Genomic DNA, 25298 nt, shown 5'->3' with positions numbered 1-25298 from the left:
AACCCCCTCCGCTCCGGTTGGATAGTGCGGAGACGTGGGCAGAACACGTACCGACCGTGAACGTTCAGGCTGCGGCGCAACTGGCCTATTTGGGCTGGTTCGGAGAACACTCCCTATGGCCGACGAACTCCTTTCGTTCGAAACGACCAGTTCGCGAGCGGACGTTGCATCGATGTTACACGCCATCGCCGACGAATTCGACGACGGTGAGACGCTTCGGGTGAGCCTCGGCGATCAATCGGTATCCCTCGCCGCGGCCGAGTCGTACTCACTCGAGTTCGAGATCGAACGCGAACCGGGCGACCACGAGGACGATTCCGCGGACGAAATCGAGATCGAAATCGAAATCGAGTGGCGAGAGCCACACAACCTCGAGGATCGTACCGATACCCCTTCGGCGGATGAACGGGAACGAGATTCCGAATCGGAAGAAACGGCGAATCGAGAGGCTGGGACCGTCTCCGACGATGAACAGACACGGCAGGCTAGCGAGAGTCTGGGAACGTTCCAGTTGTTTGAGGACCGTGCAGGCGAGTGGCGCTGGCGGCTGGTTCATCGAAACGGAAACATCATCGCGACCAGTGGGGAAGGGTATACGACCAAGCAAAATGCCAAAAAGGGCATTCGAAGCGTACTTCGGAACGCCCCCAATGCCGAGGTGACCGAGCAGTCCAACTCGCCCTCCAACTGATCGGCGTTCACCGAATCCGCATTCGCTCGTTCGACAGTACCCTGATTCGTCATGTATCTGCGAGAGTGGGATTGGGTAGCTCCTTTTCGGGCGAAATTACCGAGACGACGGCCCGCGTAGCGAGCGAGTCCGCGCCGAACGTACGCAGAGGGCTTATAATCCATGCTACTGTATACCACCCATGGTTCAGGATGACGATCGAAATTCGGAAGCTCCGGAGACGGGCCACCGCGTCGAGGCGACGGTCGATCACGGGCATTCCACCCCGCGATTTCGACTCGACGAACTGACCGAAGACGACGCGTGGCTCTCCATTCGGTGCAGTGCGGTGGTTTCTCTTCAGCAGTGGAACTGACTCGGGACCCGCGACACCCGAATACGCACCCATATCGCGCCTCCTCGATCGACGCCAGATGTCGATGCGAGCGGCCGCGTATCAATTGTCGAACTCTCGGAGTTTCTTTTGTATCTGTGTGTAAACTTTCGGGTGGAGATTCATACCTTCGTTTACCAGATCGTAGAGAAGGTCGGTTGCCGTTTCGGAATCTAACGTCCCCTCCTTCGTACACTTCAATAACAATGTTGTCACCCACAAACAGTCGACTCCGTGGCTTTGGGCGACTTCTATGAGTCCCTTATCGTTAGCGACGAGGGCGTGATCGTTGTCCTCGGCGAGTAAAATTACTGATGCATCTGCAATCGCTATCCCCTCGAGCGTTGCTACTTCAGTAGCTTCGGTTGGGGTTTCACAGATAGCGACTTCTTCGAGGAACGCATCGAGTGCCGTTGTGCCGCGTTTTCCTTCTGTCAGGACTTCCGTCCGAACGGCTTCGGTTGTCCGCAACTCGTCGAACGTTGTCGATAGGAGATCGAGACGACCGACCCACGCGAGCGGTATTAACGCGGATGAATCGACTACTGCCATCAGATTCGATCGAGATCGCGTTCGAGGTCTTCGGTCGTGTACCCGACATCGATGCCTTCCTCGGCGACGAGCGAGAGCATCTCGACGTACGTTACGTCGGCTATTTCAGCTGCCTTACGGAGCGTTACGTTATGTTCTCGGAACTCCTCGAGCGCTTTTTCTTTCCGCCAGTCTGTCAACCCTTGTTTGATGAGTCGACGAAGCACTTCGGATCTGTCCGCACTCATTTCCTCCTCGAGTTCGGAGAGGACATCCTCATCAGTTTCCGGAATGCGTGTGGTAACAGTTTTCATCGTTACGAAGTACTACGTTACGATACGCAATAGATGTAACGGATGGCTGAACGGCTGGCGAGTTCGGTCGGATACGATATGCTCCGCCGTAGCGGTCGCGGCCAACGCGTCCCTCCGCGTCACCTACCCGAACATGGCGGGGCGGGGGCTTTCGGGACCATATTTCCCGAAAACCAGTATCGCAATTCGAGTTATCACTGACTGGCCCACTCGAGCATCCGCCGATACACTGGGTCGGTTTCGAGCGCGTTCGAATCGCCCACGAGCACGAGCGCCCGTTTTGGTCGCGTCAGCGCGACGTTGATCCGGCGGTAGTCCTCGAAGATCGGTCCCTCGAGCGTGTCTGTCGCGGTGAACGAAACGATGATGACCTCCTGGCTCGAGCCCTGGAATCGGTCCACGGTATCGACGGCGACCTCGTCGGGGACGTGATTCGAAATGTTCGAAACCTGTGCCCGAAATGGCGCGATGACGCCGATATCCGACCGCTCGAGGCCGGCTTCTTCGTAGCGTTCGATCAACTCCGCGATCCGAACGGCTTCCTCGTCGTCGGTATACTGACCGTCGTCGCCCTCGACGGCAACGAAGCTAACTGGGTCCCGAAGCTGGGAAAGAAGTTTCTCGCGGGAAACGCCCTCGAGGTCGTCGAGCGTTCGCGTCGCGACCTCGGGCTCTGCGGGGCGAAGTTCGCCATCGTAGAACTCTCGAGAAGCGAAGGCCTGAATCCGCTGGTTCATCCGGTACTGCCGATCGAGCATGATGCCCGCGTCGGGGTGTTCCTCGACAAGGCGTTCGAACAGCGATTCGGTGAGGTCGTTCTCCGCTCGGACGACCGGCGGAAGCTGTTCGTGGTCGCCGACGAGGACGAACCGATCCGCTAAATTCGCCGCGGCGTAGGTTCCGGGCTCGGTCAACTGCGCGGCTTCGTCGACCAGTGCCACGTCGAAGGCTTGTTCTTTCATGACCCGCGACCCGCAGGTCGCCGTCGTCGCCGCCACGACCTGCGCGTTCTGTAACTCGGCGACGCGCTCCTCGGGATCACCCGCGTAGTCGAGTCGGTACGCCTGCATGTCCTCGCGGACGCCGCTCTCGGAGCCGACTCGAACTACGTCGGTCGTGTCGATCCCCTGCTCGAGAAGCGCCTCGAGCGCGTTGTCGACCGCTCGGTTCGTAAACGCCGAGAGAAGCACCCGCTCGCCGCGCTCGACCATCGCGCGGATCGCTCGAGCGATGGTGTAGGTCTTGCCCGTCCCGGGCGGGCCGTGGATCAGCGCACAATCCTGTGCGCCCACTGCTTTTCGAACGGCTTCGTCCTGGGCCTCGTTGTTGTCGATGAACGTCTCTTCGGGATCTTCGAACTCGGGTTCGGCTCGCCCGAAGAGAACGTCCTTCCGTCGATCGCTTCCTTTCAGCAGCGCGTCGTGCAGCGCTACGAGGAGTCGGTCGGTCGTGATCTCGGAGGGATAGACGTCCAGTCGCGTGACTTCGACCGGCTCGTCGGTCGAGAGGACGATCTCGTCGTCGAGACGCTCTATTCGGGCAAGCTCCGAATTGCCGCCCACGGGATGGCCGTCGCTCGCCAACACGAGATCCCCCTCCCGAAGCTTGGAGGTGACCGCACCCTGCTGTCGGGCCCGAAGCTCCCACCGCCCGCCCTCGAGTTCGCGGCGCTCTACGAACTCGAGATCGATAATCGCTCGGTCGTCGTCGGCCCGTTCCTGCGCGCTCTGTTCCCAGAGCTTGGCGTACTCCTTGTGGACTTCCCGGCGTTCCTCCTCGATCGCGCGGTAGAGCCGATCGAAGTACTCGAGTTCGTCCTGGGGGAGCGACTGTCCGATCTGCCCGGCTTTCGACTCCTGGTCGAGGCGACCCGAGACGACCATGCAGGTGTCCTGTTCGAAGCAGTACTCGCACTTTGCATCAGCCTCGTATCCGGTTGGTACGTCCCCGGAAACCTCCATCGCCGCGATCTCGTTTCGCACGCGAACGACGAACTTCAGCAGGCCGTCGCCCATCGTGAACTCCTTTGCGGGCGTCAGATCGCCGGTTTCCTCGTTTCGGTCGAGTGCGGAGTTTTTCGTGTACAGGAGCGTTCCCATGTCGATATCGCCGCCGTGTTCCTCGAGCAAGAGCGCATAGCAGGCGGCCTGCACCTTGTCCTTGAATCGCGGGTCCTTGCGCAGGTTCTTGCCGGTCTTGAGCTCGACCGGTGCACCTCGACGGACTGCGTCGGCTCGGCCGCGGATGCCGAACGTCTCGCTGATGAGCAACTGTTCGGAGCGCCAACTATCCGTTTCGGTCAATCGGCCTTGCTCGAGCCAGCCTTCGATCGCGGCGGCGTTGTCCCGAACGTCCTCCGCGACCGCCTCCGGCGTTTCGCCGAGTAATCCGAGCTCGAGCCCGCGCTCGTCGATTCGCTCGTCGATTGCGGCCTCGAGGTCCCTCCCGCGGAGCAGGTCGCCGAAGACCTCGTGGACGATGGTCCCCTTCAAAACGGGGTAGTTCAACGGAACCCCGGAGAGTTTATTGAGATAATAGAGACGCGGACACTCGACCCAATTGCGAACATCCGTCACGTTCACCAGAAAGCTCGGCTCGACGACGACGTAGGAGTTGCCCGTCGTCGAGTACTGGGTTTCGCCCTGATATTCGTCTTCCTCGGCGTTCGTCACGAGCAGTTCCATCCCCTGCTCGAGCAGCTCCGCCGACTCGGTCCACTTGCCCCAGAGGGTGACCGTCGTCGCGTCGGAGCCCTCGAACGAGCCGGGGTCCTGATCCTCGAGATCACCGGAGCGTTGGCCCTCGAGCGGGTTCGACGACTGCTCGAGGCGATCGAACCGGAGCGGAACCTCCGCGAGCTCGCTCTCGCCGTAGCTCGTCGTCACCGTTTGCACGTCGACCTCGCCCGCGACGGTACCGCGTACGTTCACGGATTCGTGAAGGGGGTGGCGGTGAAAAATGCTGTCGGTCGGGGTTCGTCTTACACGGGGTCCGGCGGGTAAGATATCTGGATCCCGAACACGTCGTTTTTGACTGAACGACGAGTTAGCAACGCACAATGGGGCCAAAACTCGAAGCCGATTCGCTCACTCGAATCGTCGACGGCGATCCGATCGTCAATTCGGTATCGCTGCGCGTTCGGGAATCTACCGTCGTTGCCATCGTCGGTTCGTCGGGGTCCGGCAAGTCCTCGTTTCTCCGATTGCTCAACCGGCTCGACGAACCGACTGCCGGAACGGTGTACCTCGACGGAACCGATTACCGGGAGATCGATCCGCAAACGGTGCGCCGTCGAATCGGGCTGATACCGCAGGATGCCGCACTCAGCCGCGGAACGGTCTTCGAAAACGTCTCGCTCGGTGCACGAATGCGGGACGAGCCGATCGACGGCGTCCGCGTGGGGGCGCTCCTCGAGCGGATGGGGCTCGAGGGGTACGAGGATCGTCCCGTCGAGGAACTTTCCGGCGGGGAGCGCCAACGCGTCTCCATCGCGCGAACGCTCTACGTCGAGCCCGAGGTGCTCTTGCTGGACGAACCGACCGCGCACCTCGATACGGCGATCGAGGCCCAAATCGAGGATCTGCTGGCCGAACTGATACGTGAGGAATCGCTTACATGCGTGCTCGTCACACACGACACCGCACAGGCGAGACGACTCGGACAGCGTATCGTCGAGTTTGACGACGGGCGGATCGTCGCGGAGGGGACGCCCGAGGAGGTACTCGAATGACCGACGCAGCCCTCGAGACGTTCGTCGAGCAGGCTACGGACCCGGTTATCCTCACGGGCTTCGTGCAGATTATCGTCGCAACCGCGCTCGCCGCGATCGTATTGGGCGTCGTGTACGCCCGGAACCTCGATTTCGGCCGCGAAGCCGTGACGACATCGGGTCGCGGGTTGATACAGGTCGTCGCGGCAGGGGCGGTTATCGGCGTCTTACTGGCGGCCCACCTCGCGTGGGCGACAGTCGTGCTCGCGTTCATGATCTGCGTCGGCGGCTGGATCTCTCACAAGCGCGGCGGTGCGATCCCCGGCGTGTTCCGTACGTCCGTTATTTCGATCGGATTCGGTGCCGGACTCGTGATCGTAATGATGACGCTCGCGGGTGCCATTGAGACGACGATGCGCGACCTGATCGTCATCGGAAGTATGATCATCGCCAACGCGATGAAGACGAACTCATTGGTTTTAGATCGCTTCACGGGGGAATTGGCCTCGAACCGGGCGGAGATCGAAGCGATGCTGAGCGTCGGCGGGTCGCCCGAACAGGCGATCAACCAGTACGTGTCGACAAGCGTCTACGCTTCGATCATCCCGATCCTCGACAGCATCAAGAGCCTCGGAATCGTCCAGATCCCGGGATTGATGGCGGGAATGATCATCGCCGGCTCGAACCCGATCTACGCGGCCCAGTACCAGTTCGTGATCATGCTGATGATCTTCGCCGCCGGGGGTTTGACGGTCGTGATAAACACGATCCTGATCAGCCGCCGCGTCTTCACCGATGCGAAGCAACTCGACGGTGACGTTCTCGAGGAGATCGACGTCTGAAACTCCGCCACCCACTCGACAACGTTATTACTGTCGGACGTAGTATGTCATCATATACCACGATGTACGATCGAATCCTCGTCCCGACCGATGGCTCGGCGGAGGGTGAGCACGCACTCGAGTACGCCATCGAGCTCGCGCGAACGCACGACGCGGCGATTCGTGCGGTGTACGTCGTTAACGCCGCGAGCTACGGGGGGCTGCCGATGGAGACCGCGTGGGACGGCATCAGTGACGCCCTTCGGGAAGAGGGGGAGACGGCCGTCCGGCGGGTGAGAGAGCTCGCACCGGAGGATGTCCCCGTGGAAACGATCGTGCTCGAGGGGTCGCCCAGTCGGGTTATCGTCGACGAAGCCGCACCCGAGCAGTGCGATCTCGTCGTGATGGGGACCCACGGCCGCGGCGGCATCGATCGATTATTACTCGGGAGCGTTACCGAGCGCGTTGTCCGCCAGTGTCCGGTCCCCGTCCTGACCGTTCGCCTCGATGCGGACGAACAGGAGTCGTCGGCGACCGAGGCTCAGGCGACCGTCGAGTGAGGAGATAACGGCGAGGTCGAACGCGCCGCGTCCTCAAGTGCGACTAGTAACTCATCAGTAGAGTAACCCAAGTTGCACTATAACCGGTAGCAACCGCTCGTCGCAGTTCTGAAATCCTCGAACGCAGTCGCTAAGAGCGTCGAACAGATCCATCAAAAAGCAACTCCGTCCCGAAACAAATCGAGCGAATCACTTTCACCGCGGTAGCGCACAGCTTTTAGCCCCGCCGCTAATAAGAGGAAACGATGACGTCGTTCCAGTCGACACTCGGCGAGGAGGAGGGGATCGCCGAAGAGCTGGCTGAAAACCAGCGCGCGATCTCCATCGCCGAGTTCTTCGAGAAGAACAAGCATATGCTCGGCTTCGACAGCGGTGCTCGGGGCCTTGTGACGGCCGTCAAGGAGGCCGTTGACAACGCACTCGACGCCGCGGAAGAAGCCGGTATCCTTCCAGATATCTACGTCGAAATTCAGGAGGATGGAGATTACTACCGGCTCATCGTCGAGGATAACGGACCGGGATTAACCAAGGAATCGTTACCGAAGGTCTTCGGAAAACTGCTCTATGGCTCCCGATTCCACGCTCGGGAGCAATCGCGCGGACAGCAGGGAATCGGTATCTCAGCGGCGGTGCTTTACTCCCAGCTGACCAGCGGGAAACCCGCCAAGATCACGAGCCGAACGCAGGGCTCGAGCGAGGCGGAGTACTTCGAACTGATCATCGACACCGACGACAACGAACCCGAGATCAGCGTCGAAGAAACCGCTTCGTGGGACCGTCCCCACGGTACTCGCATCGAACTCGAGATGGAAGCGAACATGCGGGCGCGAAACCAACTCCACGATTACATCAAACACACGGCGGTCGTCAACCCGCACGCCCGTCTCGAGCTCAAAGAGCCAAGCGCGCACTTCAAATCCGAACGGGCGACCGACGAGCTCCCCGAAGAGACCGAAGAAATCCGTCCCCACCCACACGGCGTCGAACTCGGCACCGTGATGAAGATGCTCTCGGCGACCGACTCCCACAGCATCTCCGGATTTCTCCAGGAGGAATTCACTCGAGTCGGCAAGAAGACCGCAACCTCGGTTATCGACGAATTCCGCGACCGACACTTCGGTCGGGAAATGTCGTGGGAGCCGCCGGAGGCAACCGAAAGCGCCGACGTTGCCGGTGCAATCGAGTCTGCGACGGCGAACAAAGGTGCGACCGCGACGGCCGACTTCGCAGAGACCATCGCGACGACGGTCAGTAACCGCGAACGAATCTCCCACCACAAGCTGGTTGATATCGTCGAATCCGCGGCCGAAGCGACCGAAGACGACCACGGAACGACCTTCGGCGACACGGTGTGTGAGAACGCCGTCGAGGCGGCGTGGCGCGAGATCGTCGGACTGTCGAACGAAATCGACGACGACGGCACCTCATCGGCGGACACTGAATCGGACGCCGACTCTCGGATCACGGCCAATATTCACGCACTCGCCGACGACGCGACGAGTACGCGAAAGGACGACGAAGTGATTCACGCCTTCGCCGAGCGGCTGGCTGGCAAGTTCGAGGACGCCGAAGACGTGCGCCATCGATTCACCCACGGGGAGCTCCAATCGGCCGTCGACCGCGCCGCGGAGCTGACCGAGGAGTACGACGAGGCCGCGTTCGGCGACACCGCTCGAGAGAACGTCGTCGAGAAAATCTGGGCCGCCATGCGAACGGTTCCGGACGATCCGCCGCTGGTTCGGGAACTGGCGGAGAGCCGGGACGCCTCGAGCCAGCTGGTCGACGGAATGCGTGCAACCGACATCATGGCACCGCCGACGCGGTGTCTCTCGCCGATCACCGACGAACTCATCGAAGCCGGTCTGCGAAAGGAGTTCGACGCTGACTTCTACGCGGCGGCGACCCGCGACGCGGAAGTTTCGGGCGGCGATCCGTTTATCGTCGAAGCGGGGATCGCCTACGGTGGCGACCTGCAAGCCGAAGGGAGCGGAGACGTGCTCCGCTTTGCGAACCGCGTGCCGCTGGTCTACCAGCGCGGGGCCTGTGCGACGACCGACGTGGTCAAACAGATCGGCTGGCGAAACTACGGGCTCGAACAGCCTGGCGGCTCCGGCATTCCGAACGGTCCCGTCGTGATCATGGTCCACGTGGCATCGACGAACGTGCCGTTCACGAGCGAATCGAAAGACGCCGTGGCGAACGTTCCCGAAATCGAAGACGAGATCGAACTCGCAATTCGCGAAGCGTCTCGAGAACTCAAGAGCTATCTCAACAAGCGCCGTTCGATGGAAAAACGCCGGCGCAAACAGAACGTTCTCGGGCAGATCCTCCCAGAGATGGCCGAAAAGGTCGCCGAAGTGACGGGCAACCCCGAACCGGACATCGACGACGCCGTCGCTCGGATCATGAACAACGTCCTCGTCGAGCGCGAACTCGAGGAGAACGGCGACGGTCAGGCGGTCTCCGTCATCGTCGAGAACCACACGAGTACGACCGAGTCGTTCGAGTTAACTGATATCGTTTCGGCCGAGCCGCGCGGGCTCTCCGACGGCGCGACCGTCGTCGAAATGGACGGCGAGTGGTTCGTCAAGTGGGACGGCGACGTCTCGAGTGGGGACGAAGCGGTTCTCGAGTACGAGGTCGACACCGACGCCTCGTTCGATCTCGACGTCAGTGGCGTAGAAAGCGAGAAACTCACCGTGACAGACCAATGAGTACGGACACCAATCAGGAAGCAAGAGAACAGTTGATCGACCTCGCCGCGGAGTTTTACGATCAGTTCGAGACGGGGGAGATTCCGAGTATGTCTCTCCCGACGCGGACGAAGAGCAACATCGAGTACGACGAAGAGAAGGGGGTGTGGGTCTACGGCGACCGCACCTCGACGCGATCGGCGAACTCCGTTCGAGGCGCGCGGAAGCTCCTCAAGGCGACGTACACGATCGAGTTCCTCGCGGATCAACTCGAGGAAGACCGCTCCTCGACCCTGCGTGAGTTGTACTACCTCTCCGAAAGTTGGGACAACGACAACGCCCAGTTCAACGATCAGGACGAGTCGAACGGTCTGGTCGAGGACCTAGAGATCGTCTCGGGGGTCACCCGCGAAGACTTCCACATGCGTCCGGAGGAATCCGGCGCAAAGGTGATGGGACCGATTCACATCCGCGAGCAGACGAAACGCGGCGATCGAGACATCCACTGTCAGCTCGATGTGGGACAGGGCGGGTACCAGATTCCGAACAACCCGGACATGATCGAGTTTCTCGACAACGACGCCGAGTTCGTCCTCTGCGTGGAGACCGGTGGTATGCGCGATCGACTCGTCGAGAACGGCTTCGACGACGAGTACGACGCGATTGTCGTCCACCTCGGCGGCCAGCCCGCTCGGGCCACTCGCCGACTGACGAAGCGGTTCCACGACGAGCTCGGTCTCCCCGTGGTGGTCTTCGCTGACGGCGACCCGTGGTCCTACCGGATCTTCGGTTCGATCGCCTACGGCTCGATCAAGTCCGCCCATCTCTCGGAGTACCTCGCGACACCGGAAGCCCAGTACATCGGGATCCAGCCCGCCGACATCGTCGAGTACGACCTGCCGACCGACCCGCTCTCGGATTCGGATATCAACGCCCTCGAAAGCGAACTCTCCGATCCCCGGTTCCAGACCGACTACTGGGAAGAACAGATCGAGCTCCAACTCGAGATCGGGAAGAAGGCCGAACAGCAGTCACTCGCCGCTCGCGGACTGGACTTCGTGACGGAGACGTACTTGCCGGAGCGACTCGAGGCGATGGACGTCATCTAGGCCGTCGTACTCACGGCGGGTTTTCTGCCGTATTGATCTCGGACAGCGAATCGGCCTCGTCCGCTCGTCGCCAGCGTTTCAAAACCGCTCGTGCGACCAATCGCGGTTCTTCGACGGTAATGCACGATCGCTCGCCGACGTGGGATTGTGAGTCTGGAGGCGCGTGGACTGTTTTGCGGGCGCATGCGGGTTTGGATGGCGATCGAATCGCCAGTTCACGTCAGCTAATTTCGTGTAGTGAAACGAGTACGCGCCGGACGTATACCAGACGACATTGATTCGAGGCATCACGGGGTCGGGGACGGATTTCGTTCTCGAAAGTCATCCGCGACCGTTTGCATTCGCTCGAACTCGACACCGTCTCGAGAGAGCATGTGCTCGAACAGGTTCTCAAGGCGCGAAATCCGATGGGCCTGTCCGATCACTTGCGGGTGGAGCGTGAGAACGTAGACTCCGTTATCGACGTTTTCGACCATCCAGTCGAACTGGTCGCGCCACTTCCGGAAGATCATCTCTTCGTCGGTGTAGCCCATCCGGTGGGGGCTCGCCCACGTGTAGGTAAACGGCGGGAAGTCGTCGCGCTCCCACGACGGTGGGAGTTCAACTATATCGGTCGGCTCGCCGCGTTCGTACGGTGCGTCCTCGGGCGCTCGCCAGCCCCGGCGGAGGTAGTGCGGTTCGAAGTCCGCGGCCATCACGCTCGAGTCCCACTCGAAGCCGAGTTCGAGCAGGATGTCGAGCGTGTGTTCCGAAAAGTCCCACGCGGGTGAGGCGTACCCGGTCGGGCGTTCTCCCGTCAGCGCGACGATGCTCTCGATGCCGCGTTCGATGTCCGCCTTCTCGGCCTCCCTGCTCTCGTAGCTCGAGGGACCGCGGTGGGTCCAGCCGTGGTGCTGGATTCCGTGACCCGCGTCGGCGACCGCCTCGCAGGCCGCCGGGAAGCTCTCGATCGTGTGCCCCGGAATGCACCACGTCGAGGGCAGATCGTAGTCATCGTGGAGGCCGAGCAGTCGAGGTGTTCCGACATCCGCGCCGTAGACTCCTCGAGAGTGTCGGGTCGGCATGTCCCAGGCGTCGAACGCCCAGAGCCACGTCGAGACGGCATCGAAGTGATACGAGACACAGACCGTTGCGTTGGTCATGTCCGACCGTCGACCTGGAAGAGAATATAGCTATACTGCCGGCTGTACGTCGTTCGGGATTCACGCCGCCCGGGGGTTCGAGAATCTTCACAGAGGTACAGCCGGCAGTATATCACGTCCCGCAGATGAACGCAGGCGTTCGCGATAGCGCGCGAGTCTCCGACATCCAATCACTTACCTGCATGGCGACCCGCCGATAGACACGAATGCCAGCAGCAGATTTACAGTACCCGGAGCCGGGTGCTGACGAAGGCCATCCGCCCGTCCAGTGTGATGCGTGTCGGTCCGCCTTCGAATCTGATAGTCAACGGGCCATCTCGTTTCTCCTCTTGGACCAACTCACGATTCCCGTTATCAGCTGTGACGACCACGTCGAACGGTTCAGTTCGGTCTGTGGGTTGACAACCGACGGGTCGATCGATCTCCTGCATCACCACCCAGCCGGCGGAATCCGTTGTCCCGGCTGTCGTCTCGCACCGCACAACGCGGCCCAACCCATGATACCGGTTCAAGATGGGGCAGTCATCGTCATGGCGTGTCCCGAACACCAATCGAAGATCATGCAACGGTTCCAGACAGGGCTCCAGACCCAACAGTTTCTCACCTCGAGCGTTAGCTCGACTCCGAACACGTCGCTGTAGTCGGTGTTGAATCCGGAGCAACTACCTGAAACGGACGTCCGGAACAGGAATCCGGAGTCCCTCAGTCGATCGGTTGCGGTTCCTCGAGCGCGACAGCCGACCGCTCAGGATCCTCGAGAACCACGGGAACGTTGCGAGTCGCCACGTCGACGACGAAGGCCTCCTCGTCCGTCTCGATCGAATCGAACGTATCGTAGTGAATCGGACAGACGAGCCGTGGGCTCATCCGCTCGGCGAGCGCCGCGGCCTCGCGTCTATCCATCGTGACACCGCCGCCGATCGGCGGGAAAAAAACGTCGACCTCCAGTTCCTCGTGGTACTCGAGGGCGTCAGTATCGCCCGGAACGAACGCTTGCACGCCGTCGATGGTGACCGCGTAGCCACAGCCTTCTCCCTCCGGATGGGGCGGCGACCCGTCTTCGAGCGTGTGAGGGCCGTCCGGTTCGTTGTAAGCAGGCGTCGTAAACAGATCGAGAGGTCCAAGGACGAACGATTCGTCGGCGCGGACCCGTTCGACGTCACAGGGGAGCTTCGCCGGGCGATCGACGGTCCCACGGCGTCTCTCGCCCTCGCACCGGTCGTCCCCCTGGCCGTCTATCGACTCGTGGATAACGACCATCGCGTCGTCGCGAGCGACCCGCCGGATCGCGTCCGGATCGTAGTGGTGCTCGTGTGTGACCAGAATCAAATCGCCGTCTCGCGGGTCGGCCTCCTCGAGCGCGCCATCCCGAACGGGGTCGACGTAGATAACCGCGCCCGTCCGCCCCTCGAGTCGCACGGTCGCGTGGCCGAGCCAGTCGATCGTCACCGCGCCGTAGCTGACGGTCATGAACGGGTGTTCGGCCGACGCGTCGAAAAACGTTCGTCTCCGAATGTATTCCGTCGTCCGGGTTAGGGAATTCGAACCGAGTGCGAGAGCGTTCCGACGCCTTCGACTTCGATTTCGACCTCGTCGCCGTCCGAGAGCGCGCCGACGCCCTCCGGTGTTCCGGTCGCGATCACATCGCCTTCCTCGAGCGTCTGGTAGGTCGTGATTTCGGCGATTAGCTCCGGAATCGGGAAGATGAGCTGATCGAGCGAGCCGTCCTGTTTCAACTCTCCGTTGACTCGCGATTGAACCGACGCGTCGTCGGGCACCTCGTCCGGCGTCGCGAGAACCGGGCCGATCGGGGCGGCTCCGTCGAAGGCCTTGCCCCGGACCCAGTTGCGCTCTTCGGACTGATCGTCTCGGTTCGAGAGATCGTTGACGCAGGTGAACCCTGCGACGACATCCATGGCGTCGGATACCGGGACGTGCCGGCACTGCTCGCCGATGACGACTCCCAGTTCGGCCTCGTGGTCGATCCGGTCTTTCCCCGCCGGGACGGTGACGGTGTCGCCGTGGCTCGAGACCGTGTTCGGCGGCTTCAAGAAGAGCATCGGACGATCCGGGAGATCCGATCCCATCTCGTCGGCGTGGTCGGCGTAGTTGCGTCCGATGCAGACGATCTTCGAGGGGTCGGTCGGCGGGAGGATGTCGATCTCCTTGGCGTCAAAATCGTAGCTCTCGTTCGCGAAGTGGACGGTTCCGTTCTCGAGTTCGCCTCTTCGAACTGCACCGGCCGGGTCGCGGAATCGGACGTATTTCATACGCCGAGGTTCGGCGTAGGGATAGAAAAACGTTGAGAAGCCGGACGTTCGTCGAGACTCAATTCGGAGTGGTAATTGACGGGGCCAGAGCAGGGGCCGAGGATACGTCTCGCAACGCTCGCGAGACGTGCGACCCACCGGAAGAGCGCGCTCTTCCGACCTCGTACTCGCTTCGCTCGCGCGAACGAGGAGGCGGGCCTGCGTTGGATGTTGTGGTGTGGCCTAGCGGAAAACGGGCGAACCCGCTGGCGCTTGCTTGGGCACCACAGCGAACTGAGAACTTTCGTCATCATTGCGGTCTCTCGAGTGATCAGAACGCAGTTTCGATACCCCTCGAGAACCTGCGTGAGATCCCTCATCGACCGGGAGTATGCACCGCCTGACGATCACTCAATCCGGACGTGCGAGACGAAAACCAGCCGTTAAATCGGTGAAGTATCCACAGCGACGCTGTTACTCGCGAAATCGTTGTCGTATCTTATTGGCCTCCCCGGAGACTGCGCGCGTAGGACGGGTGGACTCGCGGCGGGAGCCGGGCAATCGAATCAGGGCGAGACAACGATTTCACGATTGCTCCGGATCCGACTGCACGAACGCGATTCCAGTTCGACGCGCGGCTGTTTCAGTTGTCTGCGTCGCCCGTCCACCACTTCACGAGAGACCATGAATCCACCAACCGAACGTACCAACAGCGAGCACGCCAGGAGCACGGCACAGACGCGACGAACAGTTCTTTCGGCGTTGGCAGCCTCCGGAGCCGCGGCCGGCCTCGGAAGCGTCGTCAGCGCGCAGGAAGCCGAGGCCGAACAGATTGTCCTTCTCGGGCCGACGCCGGGATGGATCGGCGTCGAACCCGACGAGATCGAGGATGAGGAGAACCCGACCCTCGAGCTAGAGGCGGGCCAGACATACGAGGTGACGTGGGAGAACAGCGACGGCTTGCCCCACAACTTCGCCATCCTCTCGGCGGACGGCGAACAACTCGTTCGCAGCGAGATCACCGAAGAGACTGGCGAGGTACAGACCGTCGAGTTCGAGGCCACCGAAGAGATGGCCGAGTACTACTGCGAGATGCATCCGGATACGATGCGCGGCGACCTCGTCATCGGTGACGCACAACCGGAAGACGAGGATCCGGAACCGCTCGAGGACATTCCCGTCGCCGGCAATTTCCCCGAGGGCGAACGCATCGGCCTCCAAAAGGTCGCGGAGGATCTCCCCGGCTTGACCGGCATGGAGTACATCGAGGGCGACGAAGAAAACCGGAACTTCATCGTCACACAGACCGGTCAGGTCTATATCCACTACGAGGACGAAGCGGCGGTCGACGACGACCTTGACGACGAGGCGGAAGACGACGTCGAGGTGGACGACGAGGAAGACGAGTACGAAACGGACGACGATCTCGAGGAAGACGCCGACGAAGAACCTCGAGATCCCGATGAGGACGAAGAACCGGTCTTCGAAGACGATGAGAACGACGAAATCGACGAAGACGACGACGTTGCGATTGACGACGATGACGACGTTGAAGTTGAGGAAGATACCGACGTTGAAATCGACGACGAGGACGACGAAACCGACGACGAGACGGATCCAGAGGTCGCGACGCCGGATGACATGGAGCTGTTCATCGACCTCAGCGACCGCATCGTCGACCTCGGTATTCTCGACCTACAGGACTACGACGAGCGCGGACTCCTCGGGCTGGCGTTCCACCCCGACTTTCAGGAGAACGGCCAGTTCTACGTCCGATACAGCGGCGAACTTCGCGAGGGAACGCCGGAGGACTACAATCACACCGACGTCCTCGCGGAGTTTCAGGTGAACGACGACGGCGAGGCAGACCCCGACTCCGAGCGGATCCTGATGGAGATCCCACAGCCCCAGGATAACCACAACGGGGGCGCGCTCGCGTTCGGCCCCGACGGCTACCTCTACGTCGCGATCGGCGACGGCGGCAACGTCCACGATATCGGACTCGGCCACGTTGAGGACTGGTACCCCGAAAACGAGGGCGGCAACGGACAGGATACCCAGGAGAACCTCCTCGGCGGGATTCTCCGTATCGACGTCGACGCGGAGACCGAGGCCGAAGCGAACGGACCGGACGACGGTGCGTACGGCATCCCCGACGACAACCCGCTCGTCGAACTCGACGATCAGCTCGACGAGTACTACGCGTGGGGCTTCCGGAACCCGTGGGGGATGACGATCCAGGACGACGGCACGATATTCGTCGCCGACGCCGGCCAGCACCTGATCGAGTCGGTTTACATCGTCGAGTACGGCGGCAACTACAGTTGGAACGTCAAGGAGGGATCGATCTGTTTCAGTCCCGAAACGCCGATCGACCCGCCCGCAGAGTGTCCCGATGAGACGCCAGAGGACGTCCGTGGCGGCGAACCGCTTCGGAACCCGATCGCGGAGTACCAACACCAGCGCGGCACGGAGGCATTCATCGACAGTTCGGTCGTCGTCGGCGGCTACCGCTACGACGGCGAAGACATCCCCGAACTACAGGGTAAGTACGTCTTCGGCAACTGGAGCGCCGAAGGCGTCGTCGCCGCGGACGGCGAACTGTTGACCGTCACGCCACCGGGCGACGAGGAACCCGAAGAAGTCGAACCCTTCCCGGAGCGCTGGGATCTCGAGGAGCTGGTGATCGAAAACGCCGAGAACGAGTCGCTCAACCGGTACGTCTACAACGTCATGCGCGACGAGGCCGGCGAGTTGTACGTCCTCACGAACTCGGACTACCGACCGGACGCCGAAACCGGAGAGATCTACAGAATCGTTCCCGAGGACGAGGGCGAAGATGTTCCGGCACCCGAAGACGCCGAAACGGTCGACGAGGACGCGATGCCCGACGAAGATGAAACGCCCGAGGAAGCCGACGACGAGACCCCCGAGGACGAGGAGATGCCCGACGATGAAGAAGTAGCCGAGCCGGACGACGACGCCGAAGACGACTACGAGGCAGACGACGGCAACGAGAGCGACTACTAACTGCCAGCCTCGCTCCGTTCCGCTGTCGGTCCCGTTCGACGTTGCTACACGTACTCCTTGAGCGCCGCGTACGCCTCCTCAGCCGCCCGATCCGGTTCGTCGGGATAGGTGTACAGCTCGAGGGTGGCGAACCCGTCGTAGCCGACGTCGTCGAGCGCATCGAAAATCGCGCGAAAGTCGAGGTCGCCCTCCCCGGGGATCCGGTGGTAGTGTTTCCCTCGTCTGCCGCCCACGATGTCCTCGAGGTGAATTCCCGTAATCGATCCGGCGCAGTCGTGGATGCTCTCGACGACGTCTTCGCCGTAGACGGCGGCGTGGCCGAGGTCGAGGTTAACGCCGAGGGACTCGCGGCCGACCTCCTCAATGAGCTCGAGCGTTTCCGCCGTGTTCTCGATCAGCAGCTCCGGTTCGAACTCGATACCTACCTCGACCCCGTTAGCCTCTGCATACTCGAGTATTTCCTCGAGCGACTCGAGGAGTAATGCCCGAGCGTCTTCTGGGAGTGTGCCGGGGAGCGGGCGACCCGTCGCGAGACAGACCGCCGGCGCGTCTACCGTACTCGCGAGGTCGATCGCTCGTTCGGTGTACTCGATGCGCCAGGTTCTCGCCTCCTCGTCGGCTCGGATGACGCTCGGTTCGAAAAACGACGACGGCGGCGCGTCGTCGTAGTATCCCATCGCCGTGTTGGCGTTGATATTCGAGACCGCGAGGTCGGTTTCCTCGAGTGTCTCGAGGAGCGACTCCCGGTCGGCGTCGGTAAAGTGTGGAAAGTAGGCGTGGGGCTCGTCGCCGAGGATTTCGACGCCATCGTAGCCGTACGCCCCGATGCGGCGAACCGCTTCGGGGAGGGGAAATCGCGTATAGGCGTTCGTCGAAAAAGCGAGGTCGGTCATATCACCGGTACCACGGTGAGATACTAATTCGTTGGCCCGAAATCGCCTATTTCGTCGTGGAACGACAGTTCCGACCGGCGACACGTGGCCAAACCCACCACTGGGGCCCGATCCGTGGTCCGAACGAACGAAAATGCACAGCGAGCGGTAATAAGCGATGTATACCGTTCGAGTGGTTCCCGATTGTGGAAGTCTGCGTTTTCGTTCCAAAACGATGGCTCCGCTTATTCTGCCAGTTATCTATTGCTAACTGGCATCATGGCACAACGAAATAGCGATGCAAACAGTGAGAGCACGTGGGACGGCGTCCCGTTCGCCCCGACGCGGCGGACGGTGCTGAAATCCGCCGCGGCAACGGGCGTAGCCGCGTCCTTGGCTACCGTCGGGACGGCACAGGAGGGCGAAACGTTCGAACTCGACGGATTCTCCGAGGGCTGGGTGGGCCAGGCTCCCGACGAAATCGCCGAGGAGGAGAACCCAACACTCCAGCTCGAGGTGGGACAGACCTACGTCGTCGAGTGGACGAACGCTGACGGAACACCGCACGATTTCGTCATCTTGAATGCGGAGGGTGACGCGATCGACGGCACCGAAATCGTCACGGAGCAAGGAGAGGTCGTCACCTTCGAGTTCGAGGCGACCGAAGAGATGGCGGAGTATTATTGCTCGGTTCACCCGGCCGAGATGCGCGGCGACATCGAGCTGGCCGACGTCGAGGAACCCACCCCGGACGAGGAACCCGACGATGAGCTTCTCATCGAGAAGGGGCCGACGGTCGGCCTCGAGACCGTTGCAGAGGGACTCGACTCCCCGATAGATTTTCAGGTCGCGAACGAGGAAGCCGACCGGCGGTTCATCGTCGACCAGCCCGGACAGATCTACGTCCACGGCCCAGACGGCCTCGAGGACGAACCGTTCCTCGACATCGCGGATCGAGTTTCGATCGACGTCGACGATTTCGACGAACGCGGCTTGCTCGGCATCGCGTTCCACCCGGAGTTTCAGGAGAACGGGCGATTCTTCCTCCGCTATAGTGGCCACCGCGGGACGGTAACGCCCGCTTCCTACAGCCACACGTTCGTGGTTTCCGAGTTCCAGGCCGGCGAGGACCTCGAGTCGGCCGATTCCGACTCCGAACGCCGACTGATGGAGGTTCCCGAGCCACAGTTCAATCACAACGCCGGGCCGCTCGCGTTCGGCCCCGACGGCTATCTCTACGTCGCGATCGGCGACGGCGGCGACGGAGACGATACCGGACCGGGCCACCCGGAAGACTGGTACACCGAAAACGAAGGCGGGAGCGGACAGAACACTCGAGACACGCTCCTGGGCGGGATGCTCCGGATCGACGTCGACACCGAGGAGTTCGACAAGCCCTACGGCATCCCCGAGGACAACCCGCTCTACGAGATGGACCTCGAGGAGACGGAGGACGAAGAACCCGAAGAGGAAGAAGGCGTAGACGAGGAGGTCGACGAAGCTGATGAGGAACTCGAGGATGACGACGAACTCGAGGATAACGGGAACGGTCTCGAAGACGAGAACGACGAGGAAGTCGAGGTGGACGAGAACGGCCGCGGGGATGAAGTCCAGGAAGAGACGACCGATGAGGAGATCGAGGTGGACGAAAACGGTCGAGAAGACGAAGTAGAAGAAGACGACGAGGAGGTCGAAGACGAACCCGAACTAACTGGCGAACCTGGTCACGCGGAGTACTACGCCTGGGGAATGCGCAATCCGTGGGGAATGTCGTTCACCGACGACGGCGAACTGCTTGCCGCCGACGTCGGACAGCTGCTGTTCGAAATCATCAACCACGTCGAGCGCGGCGGCAACTACGGCTGGAACGTCAAGGAAGGCGTTCACTGCTTCAGCACCGACAACCCCGGCGAGCCGCCCGAAGAGTGTCCCGACGAGACGCCCGAGGACGTACGCGGCGGCGAACCGTTGCTTGATCCCGTGATCGACTACCCGCAAGAGTACGACATCCAGAACATCGGTAGCGCCGTCGTCGGCGGTCGAATGTACACCGAAGGCGGCCTCGAGGACTTGCAGGACGGATACATCTTCGGCGACTGGAGCGAGAGCTTCGAGGAACCGCTGGGCAAACTCTTCGTCTCGCACCCGCCCGACGGATGGCAAGACGGGGACCGGCCGACGGACGCCGGAGCCGAGTCCTTCGCCGATCAGGTTCCCGAAGGCACCGACCATCCGCTGTACGAGGAGGAACTCTGGGAGGAACTCTGGCCTGTCGAACAACTTCGTATTGACGCCGACGACGACCTCGTCCGCGACGAGGACGAACTCGACCGGTTCGTGCTCGCGTTCGGCCGAGACGCGGAGGGCGAGATATACGTCCTCACCACCGAGGAAAACTTCCCGAGCGGCGGCACCGGCGAAGTCCACCGTCTCGTTCCAGCCGACGAAGACCCAGCGGAACCGGTCGACGAAGCACCAGATGACGAAGATCCGGTCGACGAACCCGAAGCGCCGGAAGACGATGAAATAGATCCTGAGGAGGATCCCGAAGACCCAGACGAGGCTCCCGGTGAAGACGACGAAACGGAAGGATCGGACAACGGTTCCTGATTACCCGGCCACATTTTCTTTTGGAACCCGCCGAAATCGCCAACCAGGTATTTGTGCGTCACCGTGTCGCGAGCGGTTAGTACGATCCCGACTCCGCATTTCGGTATTCGAACCAACGCGCCCAACGAGCGAGAAGGCAAACCGGTCGACCGTCGATGCTACGCTGCGATAAATCCGAGGGAGTAGAGTTGCCAGACGAAGCCGACGCCGAGGGCGGCCAAAAACGTCTGGTGGACACGAGCGCGGAGCGACCAGTACCGGTATCTCCAAGCGAGTAACGCCCCGACGGCGGTCGAGAGAGTGAAGACGACGAGCAGAGACGGGAGCGCGAGCGCGATTCGCATCGGGACCGGTCGCGTGATGAGCGTGAGCTCACCGCCTCGTTCGATGACGGAGACGAACAGGAGGACGAATCCGATGGACCCGAAACACAGCCCGACCCCGGACGCCCTCGCGATCCACGAGAGGCTGGTGATGCGGCGCTCAATCCCGTCGATAATCAGCCTCCGAAAACTCGAGTCGATCGCTCGAGTTGCCGCGTTTTCCACGCCGGATCGGTCCGTCATTCGGACCTCCCCGTCCCGCTTTCGTCGCCATCGACGGGCCCGCCCCATCTTCGCCGTGCTCCCGTCACACCCCAGCCGACGAGCGAGAGGGCGAACCCGGCCAAGGAGACACCGACAACGACGCCGCTGACAAGCTGCCGTTCGTGGATCGGGACCGGCTGGTAGACGCCGGCCGGTTCGCTGCTCATGTGCATCGCCGTCACACCGTCATCTCCGACCTCGAAGGCGATGGCGTCGTGTCCGTCGACATCACGAAACACGTGCGGTTCAGTTTCGACCCACTGCCGAGTGTCGCCGTCTAAAGACCCGGTCGAGATTCGCCCGTTCCCGGCCGGCTCGACGGACACGCGTTCCAGGCGGTCGACTATCTGGAGCGGACCGCTTTGGGGGAGGAACGAAACGCCGTACTCGCCGGCGACCGCATCAGCTCGTTCTCTCGAGCCCGGTTGCGGTGTCGAACTCGGCTGTGGTGTCGAGTCCGACGTCTTCGTCGCCGTCCTCGCCGGACTCCGTCTCGAGGCCGCCGCCGGCCACGCTATGTCCACCCGCGTTCCTCGAGGGGCGACATCGCGTCGCGGGCCGTCTCGACGGGCGTTTCCCCGAGGGCGTCCGCTCGAAACGCGTTCGTAGTAAAGCCGAACTGTATCCTTATGGTTCGTACTCGAAGTTCGGCGACTGGTCGAAGAACTCGTAGGGATTTTCGAAGACGACTTTTCGGACCTCCTCGCGATCCCAACCGCGGTCGATCATCTTATCGCGAGCTTTCGGCACGGCGAGCGGGTCGGAGGGATCCCAGTCGGCCGCGCTGTTGAAGATCATCTTGTCGGTGCCGTACTCCTCGAGGAGATCGATCGCCGCCTCGTCCTCGATCTTTCCGGGGTAGAGGGTAAAGCCGATCCAGCAGTCCGAACGCGTCGAAATGTCGATCGTGTGTTCGGTATTGTGATCGATGATAATGTTGTCCTCGGTGAGCCCCATTTCGTCGATGATCTCGACGATTCGTTCCGTCCCCGCGGGCTTGTCGGTATGGGGCGTGTGGATGATGACCGGTAGTTCGCGCTCCTCGGCCATCTCGAGCTGTCGGCGGAACGCCCACTCCTCGTCGTCGGTGACCTGGTCGAAACCGATCTCGCCGACGCCGACGACGGGGTCGCGGTCGAGATACTCCGGCACCCGTTCGAGGACCTCCTCCGCCATGTCGCGGTAGTTCGCTTCCTTGGGCTCGAGGCCGATCGTGACGTAGTGGTCCATTCCGGCGGTTCGGTCGGCCCGGTCGGTTTCGTGTTCGATGATCTGCTCGAAGTAGTCGAAGAACGCGCCGGCGTTGTGTTTGTCCTGCCCGCTCCAGAACGCCGGTTCGACGCAGCACTCGATTCCCGCTTGTCGCGCTCGCTCGTAATCGTCTGCCGAGCGCGATACCATGTGCATATGTGGGTCGATAATTCGCATATCCGTACTCGCTGTCGGCCCCGCTTTGAGGTGTGCCTTCGTTCGATCGAAAACGTGCAATTGCACGGCGATTTTCGCGGGAAAAACGACTTTACTCGCGCTATGTCGGCCATAACAGAATCCGTTCGGTCCCGACCCTTCTCGAGATGCCCAGTAGCCACTCCACGATCAGTCGCTACTCCGAATTGGGGCCGGAGAAACCGGTCGAATGCTCCTCGAGAACCGCTTCGAATTCACTTCGTGATCTGCGATGATACGGCACTCGGCGACCGATGGCGCTTCGAATGCCGCGGATCGGACCCGAACCGGCGTCTGGCTCGTCGGCGCTCGAGGCAACGTCGCGACGTTGTCGATCGTCGGCGCACGCGCTATCGCTTCCGGCGAAACTGCAACGACGGGAATGGTGACTGAGACAGCTCCTGTGTCCAACCTCGAGCTTCCGCCAGTTGACGAACTCGTCTTCGGCGGCCACGACATTAGCACCGACTCGCTCCCCGAGCGCGCTCGCCGCCAGTCCGAACGAAACGGCGTTCCCGACGCGGGGACGCTCGAGTCCGTCGAAGCCGACCTCGAGGCGATCGACGACCGGGTGGCGGTCGGAACCGCGATCAACTGCGGCGCGGCCGTCTCCGAAGGGAGCGAGCAACTGGATGAACAGCTCGCGATCCAGGAAGTAATCGAGCAGATGAGATCCGACTACGTCGCTTTCGAGGATCGGCACTACCTCGACCGAGTGGTCGTCGTCAACGTCGCCTCGACGGAACCGGAACTCGAGGACCCTGACGCGTACGAAACGCAAGCCGCGCTCGAAGGAGGTGATCGACGCGGACGACCGCGACTTGCCCGCCAGCATGCTCTACGCGTACGCCGCGCTCGTCGACGGGCACCCGTACGTCAACTTCACGCCCAGCACCGGGAGCGCGCTCGGCGGCCTTCGCGAACTCGCGGCCGAAACCGACGTCCCGCACATGGGACGTGACGCAAAGACCGGCGAAACGCTGGTCAAATCCGCGTTCGCACCGATGTTTGCCGGCCGGAACCTCCGCATGCTCGCCTGGGAAGGCCACAACATTCTCGGCAACGAAGACGGCCTGGTGCTCGAGGATGAGGCGAACAAGGCCGGCAAACTCGCGAGCAAGGGCGATGTCCTCGAGTCGATCCTCCCCGATATCGAGCACAACCGCGTTCGGATCGACTACACGCCCTCGCTCGCGGACTGGAAAACCGCCTGGACTTCATCCACTTCGAGGGCTTTCTCGAGACGGAGATGAAGATGCAGTTCACCTGGGAGGGATCCGACTCCGCGCTGGCGGCGCCGCTCGTGCTCGATCTGGTTCGGCTGATCGCCTTCGCCGACGAGCACGGCGAAGGGGGACTCCAGCCCCACCTCGCCTTGTTCTTCAAAGCCCCTCTCGGCGACGACGAACACGACCTCTCGAGAGTCAGCGGCTCTCACGGACGGGTCGACGAAGCCGCCTACGGCTGTTACGGGTTCGGCGGTCCGGCCGCACCGACGATCGACCCGGACGAGACGGTGGCGGTGACCGCCGTCGCGCCGACGATCGCGAAGTTGCTCGGGCTCGAGGAGGACGCCCTCCCGCGTTCCGTCGAGGACTGATGGTGTGTGACTCGCGACGTTCGGCCTCGGACGAACTCCCGGTGCGTCACTCCCTCCCATTGGAGGAGCGGAACGGAACGCTTTTTACTAGGCCCCGGCAACGATTGGGTGTAGCTTCACGAGGCCGCACCGAACGACGGTACGGTGACGAAGCGACAGAGCTCCGTTGGTGTAGTCCGGCCAATCATTTCGGCCTTTCGAGCCGATGACCAGGGTTCAAATCCCTGACGGAGCATTTTCGACGAACAAATTCGTGACCCGATACTGTGACACAGGGTTTGAATGAGACCAGTCGCGCGGAGCAGGCGGTGAAACTCGAACCACCTGATTCCGAGACGACTTACATCCCGTTGCAGTGTTGATTGTACAGGTCAATTCCCCTACGTTATTCCTTCGAACCAGTTTCTGAACGGACTGTATGACCACGACACGAATCGTCGGCCCCTAAGCACGGGCTATCCAACGCACCTGCGGAGTAAAGAGTACCTAACCGGGGTTGACAGTAATGGAGGAAGCAACGAACTTGCCCACAGATCGATAATATGGATGCGCCGAGATGGGATCCAATCACACAGTCACTGTCAGCGTAGATTACCCGTTGATGTGCTGTGCTTAACAACTCGAACGATTCCCTACGATCCCGTACGAAAATAATAACAAATACTAGATCAGTGGCAGGGATTCGTGGAATGAACGATCTCACCGGGTTTCAACGAGACTTGTTGTACGTAATCGCCGGCGCCGATCAACCGTCAGGTCAGGATATCAAAGAGGAAATCGAGAAGTATTACAGCTCAGACATTAATCATGGTCGACTGTATCCGAATCTCGACACGATCGTCAATAAAGAACTCGTCGAGAAAGGGCAACTCGATAGGCGAACGAACTACTACGCCATTACAGACGCTGGTGAACAGGAGATAACCGAGCGCCGCGAGTGGGAATCACAATTCATGTGAGA

21 protein-coding genes, 1 tRNA gene and 1 pseudogene are annotated in these 25298 nt (G+C 61.5%); 13 read left to right on the top strand and 10 right to left on the bottom strand.

The window, feature by feature from the left end; genetic code table 11:
• Positions 1 to 115 precede the first annotated feature (115 nt).
• Positions 116 to 691 carry an HVO_2922 family protein gene (locus tag QNM96_RS07715; protein ID WP_283835494.1) on the top strand — a complete coding sequence of 192 codons (576 nt, stop codon included), beginning with the start codon at positions 116 to 118 and terminating at the stop codon, positions 689 to 691.
• Between the two features lie 181 nt (positions 692 to 872).
• Positions 873 to 1046: a hypothetical protein gene (locus QNM96_RS07710; RefSeq protein WP_283835492.1), complete on the top strand. Its 174-nt coding sequence runs from the start codon at positions 873 to 875 to the stop codon at positions 1044 to 1046.
• An 81-nt stretch (positions 1047 to 1127) separates the two neighbouring features.
• On the opposite strand, the gene QNM96_RS07705 is transcribed toward QNM96_RS07710, so the two are convergent.
• The 3 genes from QNM96_RS07705 to QNM96_RS07695 form a co-directional block, all read right to left on the bottom strand.
• Complete coding sequence (locus QNM96_RS07705; RefSeq protein ID WP_283835490.1) at positions 1128 to 1616, bottom strand: hypothetical protein; 489 nt, start codon at positions 1614 to 1616, stop codon at positions 1128 to 1130.
• The gene (locus QNM96_RS07700; protein WP_283835489.1) at positions 1616 to 1909 is read right to left on the bottom strand and encodes a UPF0175 family protein; all 294 of its coding nucleotides are present in this window, start codon (positions 1907 to 1909) and stop codon (positions 1616 to 1618) included. Before QNM96_RS07700 ends, QNM96_RS07705 begins: the two co-directional genes overlap by 1 nt.
• Before the next feature lie 194 nt (positions 1910 to 2103).
• On the bottom strand, positions 2104 to 4839 hold the full coding sequence (locus QNM96_RS07695) for an AAA domain-containing protein (protein ID WP_283835487.1): 2736 nt from the start codon (positions 4837 to 4839) through the stop codon (positions 2104 to 2106).
• Positions 4840 to 4967: 128 nt separating this feature from the next.
• Here QNM96_RS07695 and QNM96_RS07690 point away from each other — a divergent pair, with 128 nt between their 5' ends.
• The 5 genes from QNM96_RS07690 to QNM96_RS07670 all read left to right on the top strand — a co-directional run bounded on the left by QNM96_RS07690 (position 4968) and on the right by QNM96_RS07670 (position 10801).
• A complete protein-coding gene (locus QNM96_RS07690) occupies positions 4968 to 5639 on the top strand; it encodes an ABC transporter ATP-binding protein (protein ID WP_283835486.1) in 672 nt (223 codons plus the stop codon).
• Complete coding sequence (locus QNM96_RS07685) at positions 5636 to 6460, top strand: ABC transporter permease (RefSeq protein WP_283835485.1); 825 nt, start codon at positions 5636 to 5638, stop codon at positions 6458 to 6460. Before QNM96_RS07690 ends, QNM96_RS07685 begins: the two co-directional genes overlap by 4 nt.
• A gap of 62 nt (positions 6461 to 6522) precedes the next feature.
• Positions 6523 to 6999, top strand: a complete 477-nt coding sequence (locus tag QNM96_RS07680) for a universal stress protein (RefSeq protein WP_283835655.1) — start codon at positions 6523 to 6525, stop codon at positions 6997 to 6999.
• A 245-nt stretch (positions 7000 to 7244) separates the two neighbouring features.
• Complete coding sequence (locus QNM96_RS07675; protein ID WP_283835484.1) at positions 7245 to 9713, top strand: DNA topoisomerase VI subunit B; 2469 nt, start codon at positions 7245 to 7247, stop codon at positions 9711 to 9713.
• Positions 9710 to 10801 (top strand): DNA topoisomerase IV subunit A, encoded by a 1092-nt coding sequence (locus tag QNM96_RS07670; protein WP_283835483.1) that lies wholly within the window; start codon positions 9710 to 9712, stop codon positions 10799 to 10801. Before QNM96_RS07675 ends, QNM96_RS07670 begins: the two co-directional genes overlap by 4 nt.
• A 287-nt stretch (positions 10802 to 11088) precedes the next feature.
• On the opposite strand, the gene QNM96_RS07665 is transcribed toward QNM96_RS07670, so the two are convergent.
• A complete protein-coding gene (locus QNM96_RS07665; protein WP_283835482.1) occupies positions 11089 to 11943 on the bottom strand; it encodes a polysaccharide deacetylase in 855 nt (284 codons plus the stop codon).
• Positions 11944 to 12149: 206 nt separating this feature from the next.
• On the opposite strand from QNM96_RS07665, the gene QNM96_RS07660 reads away from it, so the two are divergent.
• Positions 12150 to 12584, top strand: a complete 435-nt coding sequence (locus QNM96_RS07660; RefSeq protein ID WP_283835481.1) for a hypothetical protein — start codon at positions 12150 to 12152, stop codon at positions 12582 to 12584.
• 61 nt (positions 12585 to 12645) lie between these two features.
• Here QNM96_RS07660 and QNM96_RS07655 read toward each other — a convergent pair whose 3' ends face one another.
• Together QNM96_RS07655 and QNM96_RS07650 are read right to left on the bottom strand one after the other, a co-directional pair.
• Positions 12646 to 13413 (bottom strand): MBL fold metallo-hydrolase, encoded by a 768-nt coding sequence (locus QNM96_RS07655; protein WP_283835480.1) that lies wholly within the window; start codon positions 13411 to 13413, stop codon positions 12646 to 12648.
• A 62-nt stretch (positions 13414 to 13475) separates the two neighbouring features.
• Positions 13476 to 14213: a fumarylacetoacetate hydrolase family protein gene (locus tag QNM96_RS07650; RefSeq protein ID WP_283835479.1), complete on the bottom strand. Its 738-nt coding sequence runs from the start codon at positions 14211 to 14213 to the stop codon at positions 13476 to 13478.
• A gap of 663 nt (positions 14214 to 14876) precedes the next feature.
• On the opposite strand from QNM96_RS07650, the gene QNM96_RS07645 reads away from it, so the two are divergent.
• Positions 14877 to 17222 carry a PQQ-dependent sugar dehydrogenase gene (locus tag QNM96_RS07645; RefSeq protein WP_283835478.1) on the top strand — a complete coding sequence of 782 codons (2346 nt, stop codon included), beginning with the start codon at positions 14877 to 14879 and terminating at the stop codon, positions 17220 to 17222.
• 44 nt (positions 17223 to 17266) lie between these two features.
• Here QNM96_RS07645 and QNM96_RS07640 read toward each other — a convergent pair whose 3' ends face one another.
• Positions 17267 to 18115, bottom strand: a complete 849-nt coding sequence (locus QNM96_RS07640) for a sugar phosphate isomerase/epimerase (RefSeq protein ID WP_283835477.1) — start codon at positions 18113 to 18115, stop codon at positions 17267 to 17269.
• Between the two features lie 258 nt (positions 18116 to 18373).
• Between QNM96_RS07640 and QNM96_RS07635 the strand changes: the two genes are divergently transcribed.
• On the top strand, positions 18374 to 20704 hold the full coding sequence (locus QNM96_RS07635; protein ID WP_283835475.1) for a PQQ-dependent sugar dehydrogenase: 2331 nt from the start codon (positions 18374 to 18376) through the stop codon (positions 20702 to 20704).
• A 158-nt stretch (positions 20705 to 20862) separates the two neighbouring features.
• Here the strand turns inward: QNM96_RS07635 and QNM96_RS07630 are convergent, their stop codons facing one another.
• The 3 genes from QNM96_RS07630 to QNM96_RS07620 form a co-directional block, all read right to left on the bottom strand.
• Positions 20863 to 21270 (bottom strand): hypothetical protein, encoded by a 408-nt coding sequence (locus QNM96_RS07630; protein ID WP_283835474.1) that lies wholly within the window; start codon positions 21268 to 21270, stop codon positions 20863 to 20865.
• Positions 21267 to 21617, bottom strand: a complete 351-nt coding sequence (locus tag QNM96_RS07625; protein WP_283835473.1) for a hypothetical protein — start codon at positions 21615 to 21617, stop codon at positions 21267 to 21269. Before QNM96_RS07625 ends, QNM96_RS07630 begins: the two co-directional genes overlap by 4 nt.
• Before the next feature lie 301 nt (positions 21618 to 21918).
• The gene (locus QNM96_RS07620; protein WP_283835472.1) at positions 21919 to 22719 is read right to left on the bottom strand and encodes a TatD family hydrolase; all 801 of its coding nucleotides are present in this window, start codon (positions 22717 to 22719) and stop codon (positions 21919 to 21921) included.
• 250 nt (positions 22720 to 22969) lie between these two features.
• On the opposite strand from QNM96_RS07620, the pseudogene QNM96_RS07615 reads away from it, so the two are divergent.
• The 3 genes and pseudogenes from QNM96_RS07615 (at position 22970) to QNM96_RS07605 (ending at position 25296) form a co-directional block, all read left to right on the top strand.
• Positions 22970 to 24337, top strand: a pseudogene (locus tag QNM96_RS07615) (inositol-3-phosphate synthase).
• 160 nt (positions 24338 to 24497) lie between these two features.
• Positions 24498 to 24572 (top strand) — tRNA-Glu (locus QNM96_RS07610).
• A 454-nt stretch (positions 24573 to 25026) separates the two neighbouring features.
• Positions 25027 to 25296, top strand: a complete 270-nt coding sequence (locus tag QNM96_RS07605; protein ID WP_283835471.1) for a helix-turn-helix transcriptional regulator — start codon at positions 25027 to 25029, stop codon at positions 25294 to 25296.
• Positions 25297 to 25298: the final 2 nt, after the last annotated feature.

It is taken from the genome of Halostagnicola sp. A-GB9-2 (assembly GCF_030068615.1).
Classification (GTDB): domain Archaea; phylum Halobacteriota; class Halobacteria; order Halobacteriales; family Natrialbaceae; genus Halostagnicola.
This window is presented reverse-complemented; position numbering and strand designations above follow the sequence as displayed.